We start from the raw sequence: 18019 nt of genomic DNA, 5'->3' as shown, positions 1-18019 counted from the left end.
TTTCTGCTTTTTTCTTTCATTGGATTAGTGTCCGACTTATGGTATAATAAAAGTTATGGCAAGTAAGAAAAATAGTAAAAAAGGTCGGACAACGAGACGACCTACAAAAGCAGAGTTAGAACGGCAAAAGGCCATTCGGAGGATGTTGATAACTTTCGGAGTAGCTTTTTTGCTTCTTTTTGCAGCCTTAAAATGGGGTGCCGTTGGAATCACTCTTTACAATCTCATTCGCTTATTGGTAGGAAGTTTAGCTTATGTAGTTATTATAGCCAGTTTCATTTATCTTTTCTTTTTTAAGTGGGTCAATAAGCATGAAGGGTATAAATCAGGCTTTTTCAGTATTTTTATCGGCTTGCTGCTTATGTTTCAAGCTTATTTTGTAAATGTTTTAAATTTAAAAGGACCGGTTCTAAGTACAACCTTGTCACGGATTTTAACGGATTTGACAGCTGTTAAAGTCAGTGCTTTTGCTGGTGGTGGTTTATTAGGAGCGACACTCTATACTCCTATAGCCTTTTTATTTTCAAATATTGGCACCTACTTTATCGGGCTCCTCTTAATATTGCTAGGGGCGCTACTCATCAGTCCATATTCGATTTATGATATTTTTGAAAAATTAAGTGAAACCTATCATGCTTGGAGTGAGAAGCGAGAAGCAAAGCGTCAGCAACGTTTTATCGAAAAAGAAGAAAAAGCTGCGCAAGCAGCGATGAATGCTATTCAGGTAGAGCAAGACGAGCCACAAATTGATCCCGCAACGGGAGAAATTTTAGATGATGAGGTCTTAGCTCATACGCCGATTCAGTTTGAAGAAGCAGAACCAGAAATTTATGATTATGATGAGAGTTTGTCTGAGAAACAACACAAAGAAGAGCAGCAAGATAACACAGATGAAGATGTTGAAGTTAATTTCACCCCCAAAGAAAGTTTAGATTACAAACTTCCAACAATCAATTTGTTTGCGCCAGACAAGCCTAAAAATCAATCCAAAGAAAAGAAAATTGTTCGCGAAAATATCAAGATTTTAGAAGAAACATTTGCTAGCTTTGGTATTCGTGCTAGCGTTGAACGTGCTGAAATCGGACCGTCTGTGACTAAGTACGAGGTCAAGCCAGCTGTCGGAGTGCGGGTCAATCGCATTTCCAATCTGGCTGACGATTTAGCTCTGGCCTTGGCAGCTAAAGATGTGCGGATTGAAGCACCTATTCCGGGAAAATCTCTAGTCGGAATTGAAGTACCAAATTCCGAGATTGCAATGGTCACTTTCCGTGAACTCTGGGAGCAATCTAAGACAGATGATAAGAAATTACTCGAAATTCCTTTAGGAAAGGCTGTCAATGGCTCTGTTCGGACATTTGATTTGGCAAAAATGCCTCATTTGCTAGTAGCAGGTTCGACTGGTTCAGGGAAATCCGTTGCAGTCAACGGTATTATTGCTAGTATTCTCATGAAAGCACGACCAGATGAAGTCAAGTTCATGATGGTCGATCCTAAAATGGTCGAATTGTCTGTCTATAATGATATTCCCCACTTACTGATCCCTGTTGTGACCAATCCTCGCAAAGCGAGTCGGGCTTTGCAAAAAGTGGTCGATGAAATGGAAAATCGCTATGAGCTCTTTTCTAAGGTTGGTGCTCGCAATATTGCAGGTTACAATGCCAAAATAGCCGAGTACAATGCCAGTCAACCAGAATATAAACAAATTCCTCTTCCATTGATTGTGGTCATTGTGGATGAGTTGGCAGACCTTATGATGGTAGCCAGCAAAGAAGTGGAAGACGCTATTATTCGCTTGGGACAAAAAGCTCGAGCGGCTGGTATTCACATGATTTTGGCCACTCAGCGACCGTCTGTTGATGTCATCTCTGGGCTCATCAAGGCAAATGTTCCTTCGCGGATTGCTTTTGCTGTCTCTAGCGGAACTGATAGCCGAACGATTCTAGATGAAAATGGTGCCGAGAAACTCTTGGGACGTGGGGATATGCTCTTTAAGCCGATTGATGAAAATCATCCTGTCCGTCTGCAAGGATCATTTATTTCCGATGAAGATGTAGAGCGCATTGTCACTTTTGTTAAAAATCAAGCTGAAGCAGATTATGATGATAATTTTGACCCAGGCGAAGTATCTGAGAATGACATGGATTCAGGTAGTGAGAGTGAACAAGGTGATCCACTCTTTGAAGAAGCCAAGGCTTTGGTCATAGAAACTCAAAAAGCGAGTGCTTCAATGCTCCAACGTCGATTGTCCGTCGGATTTAATCGTGCGACTCGACTGATGGAAGAGTTGGAAGCTGCAGGTGTCATCGGTCCAGCAGAAGGCACCAAGCCAAGAAAAGTTTTATTGCATAACTAAAATAGGTGCTGTTTAAAAAATGTAACATCCTTGGGAGTGGGACAAAAATCGGTAATTTCGAAGAAATTTGATTTTGTCGTCCCACCCCCGCACAGTTGAGTAGGGCTGTAAAGGTTGATTTATCAACCGCATAGAACCCACTCAACTACTACGACTTGCAAGAAACTCATAAAAATCTGACGAGGTTAAGGACTTTTGTCCCAGCCTCTTTTTCTGTAGCTGTTTTATTTTGAAAGTTTTGTAGAAAAGGTATGGAAAATCTCACATTTTTCAATTCTGTAAGTTTTCTATGACTTAAACCGGACTTTTTTGATAGAATACTAATATGATTTGTGAATGGAGGCTATATGTCAGAACAGATATACGCAGGGCTTAGCCAACAAGAGGTTGAAGAACGAATTCAAAAAGGCTTCGTCAATAAAGTAACGGTTAGTACGGAGAAGACAATTTGGCAAATCATTCAATCCAATGTTTTTACTTACTTTAATTTCATCTTTTTTGTTCTTGCTCTATTGTTGATAATTGTACAATCGTGGAACAATCTACTCTTTTTGCCTATTGTTATTATCAATTCTTTGATTGGAATTGTTCAAGAGCTTAGAGCGCGCAAAATATTGAGCAATATGCAGTTGCTTCATCACTATACAGCGATTGTCGTGCGAGACGGTAAAGAAATCCAACTAGAGACAAAAGATTTAGTACAAGATGATATCGTTCTTTTCTCGACAGGAGACCAAATCTATGCAGATGCTAAGATTGTATCAGGTGAATTGAAAGTCAATGAATCACAGTTGACAGGAGAAGCAGATGAAATCGCAAAGCAAATAGATGATACTGTCATGTCAGGCAGTTTTGTCGTATCTGGCAAAGCCTATGCTCGCTTGGAAAAAGTGGGCGATGAATCCTACATCAATCAACTGACATTGAAAGCAAAAGAAGTCTCTGGAAAAGAAGAATCTGAAATGGTACGTTCGGTCAATAATCTGGTTAAAGTGATTGGATTTTTGATTATTCCTTTAGGGCTTCTTCTATTTTTCCAAAGTTATGTGACCAATCACGAAAGTTTTCAAGTTAGTATTGTCTCCACGGTAGGAGCTATTATCGGTATGATTCCAGAGGGGCTTTATCTTTTGATGACTCTGGCGCTGGCTTTGGGAGCAGCTAGTCTAGCAAGACAGCAGGTTTTATTAAACAGTATGAAAGGGATTGAGTCTCTTTCTCGTGTAGATGTTTTGTGTGTAGATAAGACAGGAACTATTACGGAAAATACGATGAAAGTTGCACAAGTACTCTCTGTTCAGCAAGATAAGAATGCCTCACAGGAAGCTCTTAAACAATATTTGGCAGCAAGTCCAGATGAAAATGAAACGATTGCAGCGATTCGAGACTTTTTTGCTTCAGAAGTAGTAGAAAAGGCTTGGACCGTAGTGAAGGTCTTTCCGTTTAGTTCAAAGACCAAGTTTGGTGCTATTTCTTTCAAAGAGGGCAATTTCATTTTAGGTGCTCCAGAGCTTGTATTAAAAGAAAAGTTGGAAGAATATCGCAGCTATTTTCAACAATATGCAGAAAGTGGCTCACGCGTTCTTGTTTTTGCTGAATCAAAAAATCAGCCATTTACAGGTGATTTGACTCAAATAGTAGAACCCCTACTCTTCATCTTATTAGAAAATCCGATTCGAGAAAATGCAGCTGAAACCTTTTCCTATTTTGCTCTTCAAGGTGTGGAAGTCAAAGTTATCTCAGGAGATAATCCTGTCACAGTTGCTGCAGTGGCTGCCAAAGCAGAGATTCCTCATGCTGAAAATTATGTAGACGCGCAAAACTTGGATACTGATGAAAAAATCACTCAAGCAGTTGAAAAATATACGGTCTTTGGTCGAGTGACCCCTCAACAGAAACAAAAATTAGTCCAAGCACTTCAAGCTAATCAACATAAAGTTGCAATGACAGGTGACGGTGTAAATGATATTTTAGCAATGAAGACTGCAGATTGCAGCATTGCTATGGAGTCAGGCAACGATGCTACCAAGCAGATTGCACAAGTTGTTTTGCTGGATTCTGACTTTTCGCATATGCCGCATATTGTGACAGAAGGACGTAGGGTTGTCAATAACATTCAGCGTTCCGCTAGTTTATTTCTTGTGAAAAATATTTTTTCTATTTCCCTTGCTATCTTATCTAGTTTGTTTGCTTTTACCTATCCTTTGCAGGCATCACAAGTTTCCTTGATTAGTGCGTTCACTATTGGTATACCCGGATTTATGTTAGCTTTGGAGCCTAATAAGCAGCGCATTCGAGGGCGTTTTATCAGAACGGTTTTACAGAATGCCATACCAGCAGCTTTTGTTGATTTACTAGCCGTTTTGATTGTCATGGCTTGTGGTCGGATTTTTCGATTATCTACGCAAGAAGTGGCGACATCATCTGTTATCTTATTGGCAGTAGTTGGTTTCATTATCATCATCAAGCTTATTCAGCCACTCAATCGAATGAAAACCATTGTTGTAATCTTTAACATCATCGGCTTGGTGATTTCAGGCTTGTTATTTCACTCTATCTTTTTGTTATCTAAAATCTCACCGATTACCATTATCTTCACAGTCATTCTCTCCTTGATGTTAGAATCACTTATGAGATTGTTCCAATTCATAACAAATAAGTTATTTGCTCTATTTGATAAGTTCTCAGCAAGAAATTAAATATAAAAATATCGGAAGCAGATGAATCTGTCCGATGTTTTTTTATTTTGCTAAAAATAAGCTAATCACCATGGCGAGGTAGAGGAAGAAGGTCAAAATAAAACCAGCTCGCCAGAAAAATTTAAAGAACTTAGGATAGTAAAAACTGCGTTTAACTCGAAGAAAGTAGACAGTAATGGTAATTGCTAAAGCAGAGAGAGCTAACGCCAATTCTGGCAAGAGACTGTGGTAGAAAGCTCTATCAGAGATGATATAGAATTCCAACACAAAAAGTGGAAAAGCCAGATCCGCAAAATTCAAGCCAAACTGTTTCAGGCGAAATAATTTAGTGATAATAATGGTTAAAATAATAGTTAAAAAGATAAATAAAATAGATGCGATTTTTAATAATGTCATACACATATTTTACCACAAAAATAGAGAAAAATAGAGAATTTTTTTAGTATTTTTTCTTGCAATTTAGTCGTTTTAGTGTATAATAGAAAGGTATGTAAGAAGCATACTTGTGGGAGGTAAAAATCTTATATTACCGCCAAAACCACAAAGGAGGATTTAAAGATGGCTAAAAAAGTCGAAAAACTTGTAAAATTGCAAATCCCTGCTGGTAAAGCTACTCCAGCTCCACCAGTTGGTCCTGCGCTTGGTCAAGCCGGTATCAACATCATGGGATTCACGAAAGAGTTCAACGCTCGTACAGCTGATCAAGCTGGTATGATTATCCCAGTTGTTATCTCAGTATATGAAGACAAATCATTTACTTTCGTAACAAAGACACCACCAGCTGCTGTTCTTTTGAAAAAGGCTGCAGGTGTTGAAAAGGGATCAGGTACACCAAACAAAACAAAAGTTGCAACAGTTACTCGTGCACAAGTACAAGAAATTGCTGAAACTAAGATGCCAGATTTGAACGCTGCAAACCTTGAGTCTGCAATGCGTATGATCGAAGGTACTGCTCGTTCTATGGGATTCACTGTTGTTGACTAATCAATAACACCCAAACCCGCAAGACTTCATCATTTCGAGAAGGACGTGGGAGATGAAAATCGATTGAACCACTTACAAGGAGAATAGAAAATGGCTAAAAAAAGCAAACAACTTCGTGCTGCTCTTGAAAAAATCGACAGCACAAAAGCATACAGTGTAGAAGAAGCTGTAGCACTTGCAAAAGAAACAAACTTTGCAAAATTTGACGCAACTGTAGAAGTTGCTTATAACTTGAACATTGATGTGAAAAAAGCGGATCAACAAATCCGTGGTGCAATGGTTCTTCCAAACGGAACTGGTAAAACTCAACGTGTGCTTGTTTTCGCACGTGGTGCAAAAGCAGAAGAAGCAAAAGCTGCTGGTGCAGACTTCGTTGGTGAAGATGACCTCGTTGCAAAAATCAACGGTGGCTGGCTTGACTTTGATGTCGTAATTGCTACACCTGATATGATGGCACTTGTTGGACGTCTTGGACGTATCCTTGGACCACGTAACTTGATGCCAAACCCTAAAACTGGTACTGTAACAATGGATGTTGCAAAAGCAGTTGAAGAGTCTAAAGGTGGTAAAATTACTTACCGTGCAGACCGTGCAGGTAATGTACAGGCTATCATTGGTAAAGTTTCATTTGACGCTGATAAGTTGGTTGAAAACTTCAAAGCATTCCACGATGTGATTGCAAAAGCTAAACCGGCTACAGTAAAAGGAACTTACATGACAAATCTTACTATCACCACTACTCAAGGTGTGGGTATTAAGGTTGATGTTAACACACTTTAATTTAAGAATAAAAACTCTATCGATGGATAGGGTTTTTTTATGAATAACTCATATTTAAATGGAGTTTATCAGACTGATAAAAATAACAGATAAAAGCAACAACGTTTTTGAAATAAATCAATTAATCTATTAAGAGAAAAAAGGATATGCTACATACATTATTGAAGTAGGAGTCAGTCAAAAAACTAAATTTCTTTTGTTAATTTTGATATTTTGAAAAATAGGACTATATAAAAATTATAAATTATGGTAAAATAGTACAGATAAAATAAGGAGAATAAAAATGGTAGTCCCGAAATATAAACGTATTTTAATCAAGTTATCAGGTGAAGCTCTTGCCGGTGAGAAAGGGATAGGAATTAACATTTCAACCGTTCAAAAAATGGCAGAGGAAATCAAGGAAGTACATGATTTAGGTATTGAAATCGCCCTTGTTATCGGTGGTGGGAATCTTTGGCGTGGAGAGCCTGCGGCAGAAGCAGGAATGGATCGTGTGCAGGCTGACTATACTGGAATGCTTGGGACCGTTATGAATGCTTTGGTGATGGCTGATTCATTGCAACAAGTAGGTGTGGATACTCGTGTACAAACTGCGATTGCAATGCAGCAAGTGGCAGAACCTTATATTCGTGGACGCGCTCTGCGACACTTGGAAAAAGGACGTATCGTCATTTTTGGTGCCGGTGTTGGCTCACCTTATTTCTCAACGGATACAACAGCTGCCCTTCGTGCGGCCGAGATTGAAGCTGATGCGATTCTTATGGCGAAAAACGGTGTTGATGGGGTCTATAATGCAGATCCAAATAAAGATAAGACAGCTGTGAAATTTGATGAATTGACTCACCGTGATGTGATTAACAAAGGATTGCGGATTATGGATTCAACAGCTTCTACTCTTTCAATGGACAATGATATTGATCTTGTTGTGTTCAATATGAACGAATCTGGTAATATTAAACGGGTTGTTTTCGGAGAACAAATCGGAACAACTGTTTCAAATAATGTAGAAAAAGAAGAGGAATAATTTATGGCAAATGCAATTGTAGAAAAAGCGAAAGAAAGAATGACCCAATCACATCAAAGTTTAGCGCGTGAATTTGGCAGTATTCGTGCTGGGCGTGCGAATGCTAGTCTTTTAGATCGCATTACAGTAGAATACTATGGAGTGGAAACTCCACTCAATCAAATTGCTTCTATCACAATTCCAGAAGCGCGCGTGTTATTGGTAACACCTTTTGATAAATCATCTATCAAAGATATTGAACGTGCTTTGAATGCTTCTGATCTGGGTATTACACCTGCTAGTGATGGTTCTGTTATCCGCCTCGTCATTCCTGCTTTGACGGAAGAGACTCGTCGTGATTTGGCTAAAGAAGTAAAAAAAGTTGGAGAGAATGCTAAGATTGCTATCCGGAATATCCGCCGTGATGCTATGGATGAAGCGAAAAAGCAAGAAAAAGCAAAAGAAATTACTGAAGATGAACTGAAAGGTCTTGAAAAAGACATTCAAAAAGTGACAGATGACGCTGTTAAACACATCGATGAAATGACTTCTACTAAGGAAAAAGAATTGCTTGAAGTGTGATGTTTCTTTCCATGATTGAAAATGAAAAACTAAAACTCAGTTAGTTTGGCTAGCTGAGTTTCTTTTGAAAGGGAGCTGAAGCAATGCTCCTTTAAATGATAGAAAGAGAAAAATGAATACAAATCTTGCAACATTTATAACAGGTCTAGTAACTGATGAAAACGATCGTTTTTACTTTGTTCAAAAGGATGGTCAGACTTATGCTTTAGCTAAAGAAGAAGGTAAGTATCAGCTAGGAGAAACGGTCAAAGGTTTTGTCTATAGTGATATGAAACAGAGACTTCGCCTGACGACTCTCGAAGTCACAGCAACTCAGACGACTTTTGGTTGGGGGATGGTAACAGAAGTTCGCAAAGATCTGGGGGTCTTTGTCGACACAGGACTTCCGGATAAGCAAATCGTAGTGTCGCTGGACATTTTGCCAGAAATAAAAGAACTTTGGCCCAAAAAAGGAGATCAGCTTTATATTCGCCTAGATGTCGATAAAAAAGATCGAATCTGGGGACTTTTGGCCTATCAAGAGGATTTCCAACGCTTAGCTCGTCCTGCTTACAATAATATGCAAAATCAAAATTGGCCAGCCATTGTTTATCGACTCAAACTCTCTGGCACCTTTGTTTATCTGCCGGAGAACAATATGCTGGGCTTTATCCACCCCAGCGAACGTTATACCGAACCACGTCTCGGTCAAGTACTAGATGTGCGGGTGATTGGCTTTCGGGAAGTTGATCGTACCCTTAATCTTTCACTCAAACCTCGCTCTTTTGAAATGTTGGGAAATGATGCTCAAATGATTCTGACATACCTAGAAAGTCAAGGAGGCTTTATGACTTTGAATGATAAGTCGTCCCCAGAGGATATAAAGACTACCTTTGGCATTTCCAAAGGACAGTTTAAAAAAGTTTTAGGCGGTCTGATGAAAGCTGGCAAAATCAAGCAGAATGGGACAGGGACAGAGTTGATTTAAAAAGAAAATGCTTGTTGTCAATTGAAACAAGCATTTGTTTTTTGTACAATAGAGAGTAGTAAGAAGATGAAGGAATGAATATGTCAATACATAATACAGAAGCTAGTCAGAGAGCAGAATTACACCGTAAAATTTGGGCGATTGCGGACGATGTTCGTGGAGCTGTAGATGGTTGGGATTTTAAGCAATATATCCTAGGTATCCTTTTCTATCGATTTATTTCAGAGCATATGGCAGACTATTTTGACCGTGCTGAGCATGAAGCAGGTGATTTAGAATTTCGTTATGCTGAATTGAGTGACCAAGAAGCTGAGCAAGATTTTAAACCAGATACAGTTGAGGCTAAGGGATTCTTTATCCTTCCTAGTCAACTATTTGAAAATGTGGTCAAGAACGCCTCACAAAATGAAAATTTAAACGAAGAATTGGCCAATATTTTCCAATCCATTGAGAAGTCAGCGATTGGATTCAAATCGGAAGATGATATCAAGGGCTTGTTTGATAGCTTGGATACACGAAGCAATATCCTTGGTGGAACTGTTCCAGAAAAAAATAAACGCTTATCTGATATTCTAAATGGAATCAACAGTATCAATTTTGGTAACTTTGAGGACAATGACATTGATGCCTTTGGTGATGCTTATGAATATTTGATTTCTAACTATGCCAGTAATGCAGGGAAAAGTGGAGGTGAATTCTTCACACCTCAGACCGTTTCTAAACTGCTAGCTAGATTAGTGATGGTTGGCAAGGATAAGATTAACAAGGTTTATGACCCGACATGTGGTTCAGGGTCACTCCTTCTTCAAATGAAAAAACAATACGAAGACCATATTCTAGAGGATGGGTTCTTTGGTCAAGAAATCAATATGACCAACTATAACTTAGCTCGCATGAATATGTTCTTGCATAATATTAACTATAATAGTTTCAATATAAAGAGAGGAGACACGCTTTTAAACCCTCAGCATCTGGAAGAAAAGCCTTTTGATGCTATCGTGTCGAACCCACCCTATTCTGTCAAATGGGTGGGAGACGGAGATCCGACCCTTATCAATGATGACCGTTTTGCGCCAGCAGGGAAACTAGCTCCTAAGTCAAAAGCTGACTTTGCCTTTATCATGCATAGTCTTAACCACTTGTCTAATAAAGGTCGAGCAGCTATTGTTTGTTTCCCAGGCATTTTCTATCGTGGAGGTGCTGAAAAGACCATTCGTCAGTATCTGGTAGATAACAACTTTGTTGAAGCAGTCATTGCTCTTCCAGATAATCTCTTCTTTGGAACCTCTATCGCAACCACTATTTTAGTTCTGGCGAAGAATAAACTGGAAAGCAAGACACTCTTTATTGATGCAAGTAAGGAATTCAAAAAAGAGACTAACAACAATGTCTTGACCGATAGCAATATCGAGCATATCGTTGAATTATTTACTAATTATCAAAATGTGGACTATAAATCTGCTCTTATTGATAATGAGGTGATTGGCTCAGAGCAAGATTACAACTTATCTGTCTCAACCTATGTCGAACAAGAAGATACACGTGAGAAGATTGATATTGATGTGCTCAATAAAGAAATCGCAGAGACTGTTGCCAAGATTGACCACTTGCGTGCGGAGATAGATAAGATTGTAGAGGAACTTAGCCATGGCAAATGATGTGATTCTCTATAGAACTGATGACGGTGAGTCCGCTATTGAGCTTCACTTGGATAATGGAACAGTCTGGCTGACCCAACAAGAACTAGCTGAGCTCTTTCAAACTTCCAAGCAAAATATTAGTAAACATATCAAGGCGATTTTTGAAGATGGTGAATTGGATGAAACAGTGGTTGTCAACTATCAGTTGACAACCACTCGTCACGGTGCGATAGCTGGGAAAACTCAGTCGAAAAAAGTCGCCTTTTATAATCTCGATATGATTTTGGCGATTGGCTATCGAGTGCGTTCCCCTCGTGGCATTCAGTTCAGACATTATGCTTCGACAGTCTTGAAAGAGTATCTGATCAAGGGCTTTGCTATGGATGATGAGCGCTTGAAAAACTTGGGTGGAGGCTCTTACTTTAAAGAACTCCTTGAAAGAATCCGAGACATTCGCTCCAGTGAAAAAGTCTTTTACCGTCAGGTTTTGGATCTTTTCGCGACATCAAGTGACTACAATGCAAATTCACCAGAGGCAAAGAAATTTTTTGCGACAGTGCAAAACAAGATGCACTATGCCATTCACCATAACACTGCGAGTGAACTTATCTATCATCGTGTCGATAGTGAAAAGGAGTTTATGGGCTTGACTACCTTTAAGGGAGACCTCCCTACTCTATCTGAAGCAAAAGTTGCCAAGAACTATCTGACAGGGAAGGAACTCCGTGGGCTTAATCAGCTTGTATCAGGATATCTAGACTTTGCTGAAAGACAGGCAGAGCGAGAAGAAGTCATGACCATGGCTGACTGGGTGACACACGTAGACCGTATCCTTCAGGCTACTGGCGAAGATTTGCTAGATAACAGTGGCTCTATCTCTCGTGAACAGATGAAACATAAGGTAGATAGGGAATATAAGAGCTACCAAGCCAAGACCCTCAGTCAAGTTGAAAAAGACTATCTCAAGGAAATTAAAAGCATTGAAAATCTAGCCAAGGAAGGAGGTAAGTGATGAATATCCTAGAAGAAATCCAAAACTGTCCTGTTGAGTGGAAAGAGTTGGGGGAAGTGTGTGAAATCGTCAGAGGTGTGAGAATAACTAAAAAAGAGCTTATAGAAAAAGGATTTCCTGTCGTTAGTGGGGGCACTAGTTTTATGGGATACACTAATAAGTACAACAGGGAAGCAAATACGATAACTATTGCTCAATATGGAACAGCTGGTTATGTTGATTGGCAGTCGGAAAAGTTCTGGGCAAATGATGTATGTTTCTCAGTTTATCCCCGAAAATCCATCTTGAATAGATTCTTGTATTATTTTTTAAAGAATAAACAGAATTATTTATATGAAATATCAAATAGAACAGCAGTCCCTTATTCAATTTCAAAAGAAAAAATTTTAAGGATAAAAATCCCTATCCCTCCTCTAGAAATTCAAGAAAAAATCGTGCAAATACTTGACAAAATGACTGGGTATGTTACAGAATTGACCTCAGAATTGACCTTACGCCAAAAGCAATATTCTTATTTTAGAGATTATCTCTTGAACTTTGATGAAGATGGTTCGGGGGGGGGCGAACAATAAAGTATATCAGGTGGAGTGGAAGACGTTAAATGAGTTTCTTAAAAAAGGGAAAGGAACTAAAATTACAGCTAGTCAGATGAAATTACTTCACAAAGAAGGTGCGCCAATCCGTATCTTTGCAGGAGGAAAGACTTACGCTGATGTGAACTATAGAGATATTCCCGATAAAGATATTCATACAGAAGAGGCAATTGTTGTAAAATCTCGTGGAATTATTGATTTTGAATACTGTACAGAACCATTTAGTTTTAAAAATGAATTTTGGTCATACAGTTCAGACAATGAAAATATCAACTTAAGATATATCTATCATTACTTAGTTCATAATAAAGAACATTTTCAAAACATCGCTAATAATATGCAGATGCCACAAATTTCTAGTAATGATACTGAAAAATTCAAAATCCCAGTCCCCTCCCTCGAAATTCAATCACGCATTGTTCAAGTTCTAGACAATTTCGATATGGTTTGTAATGACCTAAATATAGGACTTCCCAAGGAGATTGATCTACGCCAAAAACAGTACGAATTTTTTAGAGAAAAACTCTTGACATTCGTCGCCGAAGGCGAGTACACTGAGAGTAGAGTAGAGGAGTGGGACAACTCCGCTATTATCAAGCTTTTACAGTGGGTATTTGGCCCAATTCGAGTGGAGTTGGGAGCTATTTGTGACTTTGTAAGAGGAAATGGACTTCAGAAGAAAGATTTTCAGGATGTCGGTGTTCCGTGCATTCATTACGGACAGATATATACATATTATGGAATTGAGACTGAGAGAACAAAATCATTTATAAATTCAGAGTTAGCAAGAAAACTTCAAAAAGCTAAAACTGGTGATTTGATTGTTGCGACGACGTCTGAAAATGTTGAGGATGTTGGTAAATCTTTGGTTTGGTTAGGGAAAGAGGAAGTTTGTATAGGTGGGCATTCATGTATAATCAGAACTGAGCAAAATACTAAATTTTTAGCCTATCTTTTTAGAACTAGATTTTTCCAAATTCAAAAGGAAAAAAGAGTACTTGGTACAAAAGTAATTGAACTTTATCCTAAAAATCTTGCAAAAATGAAAATCATCTTACCACCCCTTTCCGAACAAAAAAGAATCGTCTCTATTCTTGACAATTTCAACACTTTAACCAACTCTCTTTCTGAGGGACTTCCAAAAGAAATCGAACTAAGACAGAAACAGTATGAATACCGGAGAGAACAATTATTAAACTTTACTAGATAAATTCTTTAATCATTTTGAGATAGAATCTCAATTAAAACAAAAAAGGAAGCATACTATGGTTGATTATTCAAAAGTACATGAAGTAATTGCGGAAACAAATGAAGGGATTCTCTTGGCTGAGTATCAACCAGAGTATCGCACAGATAGAGAATATCAGTCAGAAGCTGATCTAGAAAATCAGTTGATTTCTGATTTGGTACATCATCTCAACTATGAATGCTTAAATATTCATACACCTGAAGAACTCTTAGCAAATGCCAAGGTGCAAATAGAAAAACTCAATAAGGTAACCTTTACGGAGGCTGAGTGGAATCGCTTTGTAGTTGAGTATTTGGACTGTCCCAATGAAGGGCTAGTTGAAAAAACACGCAAAATCCAAGAAAATCATATCTATGACTTTGTCTTTGATGATGGACGGATTAAAAATATTTTCATCCTTGATAAGAAAAACATTCATAACAACAGCATGCAGGTCATCAACCAAGTGACCCAAGTGGGTAGCCATACTAACCGTTATGATGTTACTATTTTAGTGAATGGTCTTCCCTTAGTTCAGATTGAATTGAAGAGACGAGGGGTTAGTCTGCAAGAAGCCTTTAATCAGGTTCACCGTTATAGCAAGGAAAGCTTTAATAGCGAAAATTCTTTATACAAATACATTCAGATTTTTGTCATTTCTAATGGGACTTATACACGCTACTTTGCAAATACAACAGCTCAAAATAAAAATCACTATGAGTTTACCTGTGAATGGGCAGACCGCAAGAATAAAACCATTCATGACCTCGAGGACTTTACTGTTACCTTCCTAAGTAAACGAGTTCTCTTGGAAGTATTGACCAAGTATTGTGTTTTTGACGCTGATAATACCTTGCTCATCATGCGTCCTTATCAAATAGCAGCTACTGAGAGTATCATACGCAAGATTCATTCTTCCAATGAAATGAAGAATTTTGGGACAATTAATGCATGTGGCTATATCTGGCATACGACAGGGTCGGGGAAAACTTTGACTAGCTTTAAGACTGCTCGTTTGGCGACAGAGTTGGACTATATTGACAAAGTGATATTTGTCGTTGATAGAAAAGACCTTGACTATCAAACCATGAAGGAATATCAAAAATTTCAACCAAATTCAGTCAATGGTAGCAATAACACAAAAGAACTACAACGCAGTATCGAAGAAAATGATGACCGAATCGTTGTCACAACTATTCAAAAGTTAAATAAATTCATCACTGCAAATCCAAATCATCAAATCTATAACAAAAAATGTGTCTTAATCTTTGACGAATGTCACCGATCTCAGTTTGGGAAGGCGCAGAAGCGCATCAAAAAGGCCTTTAGGCAGTATGCTCTATTTGGTTTTACAGGGACACCGATTTTCCCAGAAAATAGTTTAACGGGAGAAACAACGCAAGAGGTTTTTGGCGAACAACTTCATAATTACGTTATCACGGATGCTATTCGAGATAAAAAAGTATTGAAGTTTAAGGTTGATTACAACTACATCAAGCCTGAAATCAACAAGTATAGAGAAGCAGAAAAGGCGGTTGGTCAAGAGATTGATGAGAAGAAACTCAAAAAGATGGAGAAGGAGCTCCTTTTGCATCCAGAACGGATAGCAACCATCACTGAGTATCTGTTGAGAGTTTATAATGATAAGACGCATCGAAATCAACACTATACTCATAAGCAAAAACAGCTGTTTGGATTTAATGCCATGCTAGCTGTACAAAGTATTGAAGCAGCAAAATTATACTATGAAGAACTCCAGCGACAACAAGCAGAAATACCAGAGCCTAAGCGTTTGAAGGTCGCAACTATCTTTAGCTTTGCGCCAAACGAAGAACAGTCTGCTTATGGGGAAATTCAAGACGAAGAGCTAGAACCTCAAGATACAGCTATGCCTTTATCTTCTAAAGAGTTCCTTTCTAGAGCAATTGACAACTATAATCACATGTTCAAGACCAACTTCTCAACCGATGGGAAAGAGTTTCAAAATTACTATCGTGACCTTTCTAAACGAGTTAAGTCCAAGGAAGTGGATTTACTGATTGTAGTAGGTATGTTCTTGACGGGATTTGATGCTCCGACTATGAATACTCTCTTTGTCGATAAAAACCTACGTTATCATGGTTTGATTCAGGCATTCTCGAGAACCAATCGAATTTTTAATAAGGTTAAACCTTTTGGAAATATTGTTTGTTTCCGTGATTTAGAAAAGGCTACGCAAGAAGCCATAAAAACATTTGGTGATACTAATAAGCTTGACATCATCTTAGAAAAAAGCTTTAGTGAATACATGGATGGTTTCGTGGATCAAGTAACGGGTATTGAGGTCAAAGGATATACTGCGGTTTGTCAGGAAATTCTGGAAAGATTCCCGAATCCACAAGAAATTGAAACAGAGCATGAGAAAAAAGAGTTTGTTAAGCTCTTTGGTGAGTTGCTGAAGCTTGATAATGTTCTCAGAAATTATGATGAATTCCAAGAGATTGAAAAACCAATTTCAGAAGGTTATCTTCAAGATTTGAAGAGTGCTTATGTGGAAATTCGAGATGAATTCTTAAACCTTAAAAACTATGAAAAGACCAAAGATCTAGATGTTGACCTTTCAGATGTTGAATTTGAAATTGAACTCTTAAAAACAGATGAGATTAATCTAGATTATATTCTGGCATTGATTGTTGAAAAATCTAAGAATTCTGAGTCCAAAGAGGCAATGAAAGCAGAAGTTAGTCGTGTGATTCGTTCTAGTATTGATATTCGTGCCAAAGAAGAGTTGGTTATTGGATTTATCAATGATACTGATTTAGCGAATCTGAAAGATCATGATGAGATTATCAATGCTTTTTATGCTTATGGTAAGGAGTGTAAGGCAAGAGCTATCCATGAGTTGGCTGAGTCTGAAAGGCTAGTAGATGGCTATCAATTATTCATTGATCGGGCGATTCAACGTGGATATGCGGAAAATAGTGGAACAGATTTGGATGAAATCATTCCACCAACCTCTCGTCGTAAGGGAGCTCGAGAGTTGAAAAAACACCAAATTCTTGTTAAAGTTCAGCACTTAGTTGAGATTTATAAAGGTATTTAATAGAATAAACAACATGTGAAAAGAGAAAAGTAAATTTATAAAAGGAGGTCATTGTGTTAGCGATTGAAGAGTGCAAAGCTGTAAATCTGACAAATCTATCTAGTTTGACGATTTTGACTGGTGATGATACAGGTCAATTTGAAGCAATGAAATCACAATTTTTACGCCAAATTCGATATAATGCGGCAGATTTAAATATGGCTTATTTTGATATGAAAGAAGCTGTTTATCCAGATGTGGAGATCGATTTAGTGAGTTTGCCCTTCTTTTCTGAAGAGAAGATCGTCATTTTGGATCATTTTTTGGATGTGACAACAGCTAAAAAGCACTATTTGACAGATGAGGAATTAAAATCTTTTGAGCAATATTTGGAAAATCCTGCAGATACGACAAAATTAGTCATTTTTGCAGAAGGGAAGTTGGACAGCAAACGACGAATTGTAAAGCTGCTCAAACGGGATGGCAAAGTGTTTGAAGCAACTGAGCCTAAAGAACAAGAATTACGAACCTACTTTAGTAAGCTGGCTCAGGAACAAGGATTAGAATTTAGTTCACAAGTTTTCGAGGAGTTATTTGTCAAATCCGGCTTTGATTTTAGTGAAATCAGCAAAAACCTAGCTTTTTTAAAGAACTATAAAAAAGATGGCATCATTACAAGCGATGACATTGCTGAAGCAATTCCAAAAACTTTACAGGATAATATTTTTGATCTTACCCAGATGATTTTGCATCAAAAGGTGGACGCAGCGAGAAGCTTGGTACGAGATTTGACTTTGCAAGGTGAAGATGAAATCAAGCTGATTGCGATTATGCTGGGACAGTTTCGCATATTCACACAAGTGAAAATTCTCTTTGAAAATGGACGTAACGAAAGTCAGATTATAGCGGATTTGTCCAGTTATTTAGGACGAAAGGTGAATCCTTTTCAAATCAAATATGCTTTGCGTGATGCGCATTCTTTACAGCTTGATTTTCTGAAAAAAGCACTTGCTTGCTTGATTGAAACAGATTACCAAATCAAGTCTGGAGTTTATGAGAAAGGTTACCTCTTTGACTTGGCTTTATTAAAGATTGCTACCCACAACTTATAAGCAAA

Annotated in this window: 14 protein-coding genes; 13 read left to right on the top strand and 1 reads right to left on the bottom strand. The window is 38.1% G+C overall.

The window, feature by feature from the left end; genetic code table 11:
• Window positions 1-55 precede the first annotated feature (55 nt).
• Window positions 56-2353: a DNA translocase FtsK gene (locus tag ABKA15_RS06535; protein WP_049514606.1), complete on the top strand. Its 2298-nt coding sequence runs from the start codon at window positions 56-58 to the stop codon at window positions 2351-2353.
• 347 nt (window positions 2354-2700) lie between these two features.
• Window positions 2701-5052, top strand: a complete 2352-nt coding sequence (locus ABKA15_RS06530; RefSeq protein WP_049514603.1) for an HAD-IC family P-type ATPase — start codon at window positions 2701-2703, stop codon at window positions 5050-5052.
• Between the two features lie 42 nt (window positions 5053-5094).
• Here ABKA15_RS06530 and ABKA15_RS06525 read toward each other — a convergent pair whose 3' ends face one another.
• Window positions 5095-5448 carry a DUF3397 family protein gene (locus ABKA15_RS06525; protein ID WP_049514601.1) on the bottom strand — a complete coding sequence of 118 codons (354 nt, stop codon included), beginning with the start codon at window positions 5446-5448 and terminating at the stop codon, window positions 5095-5097.
• Between the two features lie 162 nt (window positions 5449-5610).
• Between ABKA15_RS06525 and rplK the strand changes: the two genes are divergently transcribed.
• From rplK to holA, 11 genes are all read left to right on the top strand, one after another.
• Entirely contained in the window at window positions 5611-6036 is a 426-nt protein-coding gene (gene rplK / locus ABKA15_RS06520; protein WP_003025466.1) for a 50S ribosomal protein L11, read from the top strand.
• A gap of 90 nt (window positions 6037-6126) precedes the next feature.
• Window positions 6127-6816 carry a 50S ribosomal protein L1 gene (gene rplA, locus ABKA15_RS06515; RefSeq protein ID WP_003032116.1) on the top strand — a complete coding sequence of 230 codons (690 nt, stop codon included), beginning with the start codon at window positions 6127-6129 and terminating at the stop codon, window positions 6814-6816.
• 283 nt (window positions 6817-7099) lie between these two features.
• The gene (pyrH, locus tag ABKA15_RS06510; protein ID WP_049514600.1) at window positions 7100-7840 is read left to right on the top strand and encodes a UMP kinase; all 741 of its coding nucleotides are present in this window, start codon (window positions 7100-7102) and stop codon (window positions 7838-7840) included.
• A gap of 3 nt (window positions 7841-7843) precedes the next feature.
• Window positions 7844-8401 carry a ribosome recycling factor gene (frr, locus tag ABKA15_RS06505; RefSeq protein ID WP_003069936.1) on the top strand — a complete coding sequence of 186 codons (558 nt, stop codon included), beginning with the start codon at window positions 7844-7846 and terminating at the stop codon, window positions 8399-8401.
• 112 nt (window positions 8402-8513) lie between these two features.
• On the top strand, window positions 8514-9368 hold the full coding sequence (gene cvfB, locus ABKA15_RS06500) for an RNA-binding virulence regulatory protein CvfB (RefSeq protein WP_049514598.1): 855 nt from the start codon (window positions 8514-8516) through the stop codon (window positions 9366-9368).
• Window positions 9369-9448: 80 nt separating this feature from the next.
• Entirely contained in the window at window positions 9449-11026 is a 1578-nt protein-coding gene (locus ABKA15_RS06495; protein ID WP_350015327.1) for a type I restriction-modification system subunit M, read from the top strand.
• Window positions 11016-12020, top strand: a complete 1005-nt coding sequence (locus ABKA15_RS06490) for a virulence RhuM family protein (RefSeq protein ID WP_350015326.1) — start codon at window positions 11016-11018, stop codon at window positions 12018-12020. The genes ABKA15_RS06495 and ABKA15_RS06490 overlap by 11 nt, the downstream gene beginning before the upstream one ends.
• Entirely contained in the window at window positions 12020-12592 is a 573-nt protein-coding gene (locus ABKA15_RS06485; protein WP_350015325.1) for a restriction endonuclease subunit S, read from the top strand. Before ABKA15_RS06490 ends, ABKA15_RS06485 begins: the two co-directional genes overlap by 1 nt.
• Window positions 12561-13823 (top strand): restriction endonuclease subunit S, encoded by a 1263-nt coding sequence (locus ABKA15_RS06480; protein WP_350015395.1) that lies wholly within the window; start codon window positions 12561-12563, stop codon window positions 13821-13823. The genes ABKA15_RS06485 and ABKA15_RS06480 overlap by 32 nt, the downstream gene beginning before the upstream one ends.
• Before the next feature lie 55 nt (window positions 13824-13878).
• Window positions 13879-16923: a type I restriction endonuclease subunit R gene (locus tag ABKA15_RS06475; RefSeq protein WP_186832725.1), complete on the top strand. Its 3045-nt coding sequence runs from the start codon at window positions 13879-13881 to the stop codon at window positions 16921-16923.
• Between the two features lie 53 nt (window positions 16924-16976).
• Window positions 16977-18014 carry a DNA polymerase III subunit delta gene (holA, locus tag ABKA15_RS06470; RefSeq protein WP_186832724.1) on the top strand — a complete coding sequence of 346 codons (1038 nt, stop codon included), beginning with the start codon at window positions 16977-16979 and terminating at the stop codon, window positions 18012-18014.
• The last annotated feature ends 5 nt before the right edge of the window (window positions 18015-18019 follow it).

Origin of the sequence: Streptococcus sp. KHUD_010, from assembly GCF_040207525.1 — a bacterium.
Classification (GTDB): Bacteria; Bacillota; Bacilli; order Lactobacillales; family Streptococcaceae; genus Streptococcus; species Streptococcus hominis.
The sequence above is the reverse complement of the archived record's forward strand: the minus strand, read 5'-3'. Positions and strand labels throughout refer to the sequence as shown.

Excerpts from the sequence above, each read along its gene's own strand:
- ABKA15_RS06485 (WP_350015325.1), top strand. The coding sequence starts at position 12,020 with ATGAATATCCTAGAAGAAATCCAAAACTGTCCTGTTGAGTGGAAAGAG.
- ABKA15_RS06490 (WP_350015326.1), top strand. The coding sequence starts at position 11,016 with ATGGCAAATGATGTGATTCTCTATAGAACTGATGACGGTGAGTCCGCT.
- ABKA15_RS06525 (WP_049514601.1), bottom strand. The coding sequence starts at position 5,448 with ATGACATTATTAAAAATCGCATCTATTTTATTTATCTTTTTAACTATT.
- pyrH (WP_049514600.1), top strand. The coding sequence starts at position 7,100 with ATGGTAGTCCCGAAATATAAACGTATTTTAATCAAGTTATCAGGTGAA.
- rplA (WP_003032116.1), top strand. The coding sequence starts at position 6,127 with ATGGCTAAAAAAAGCAAACAACTTCGTGCTGCTCTTGAAAAAATCGAC.
- ABKA15_RS06480 (WP_350015395.1), top strand. The coding sequence starts at position 12,561 with ATGAAGATGGTTCGGGGGGGGGCGAACAATAAAGTATATCAGGTGGAG.
- rplK (WP_003025466.1), top strand. The coding sequence starts at position 5,611 with ATGGCTAAAAAAGTCGAAAAACTTGTAAAATTGCAAATCCCTGCTGGT.
- ABKA15_RS06475 (WP_186832725.1), top strand. The coding sequence starts at position 13,879 with ATGGTTGATTATTCAAAAGTACATGAAGTAATTGCGGAAACAAATGAA.
- frr (WP_003069936.1), top strand. The coding sequence starts at position 7,844 with ATGGCAAATGCAATTGTAGAAAAAGCGAAAGAAAGAATGACCCAATCA.
- cvfB (WP_049514598.1), top strand. The coding sequence starts at position 8,514 with ATGAATACAAATCTTGCAACATTTATAACAGGTCTAGTAACTGATGAA.
- ABKA15_RS06495 (WP_350015327.1), top strand. The coding sequence starts at position 9,449 with ATGTCAATACATAATACAGAAGCTAGTCAGAGAGCAGAATTACACCGT.
- ABKA15_RS06535 (WP_049514606.1), top strand. The coding sequence starts at position 56 with ATGGCAAGTAAGAAAAATAGTAAAAAAGGTCGGACAACGAGACGACCT.
- ABKA15_RS06530 (WP_049514603.1), top strand. The coding sequence starts at position 2,701 with ATGTCAGAACAGATATACGCAGGGCTTAGCCAACAAGAGGTTGAAGAA.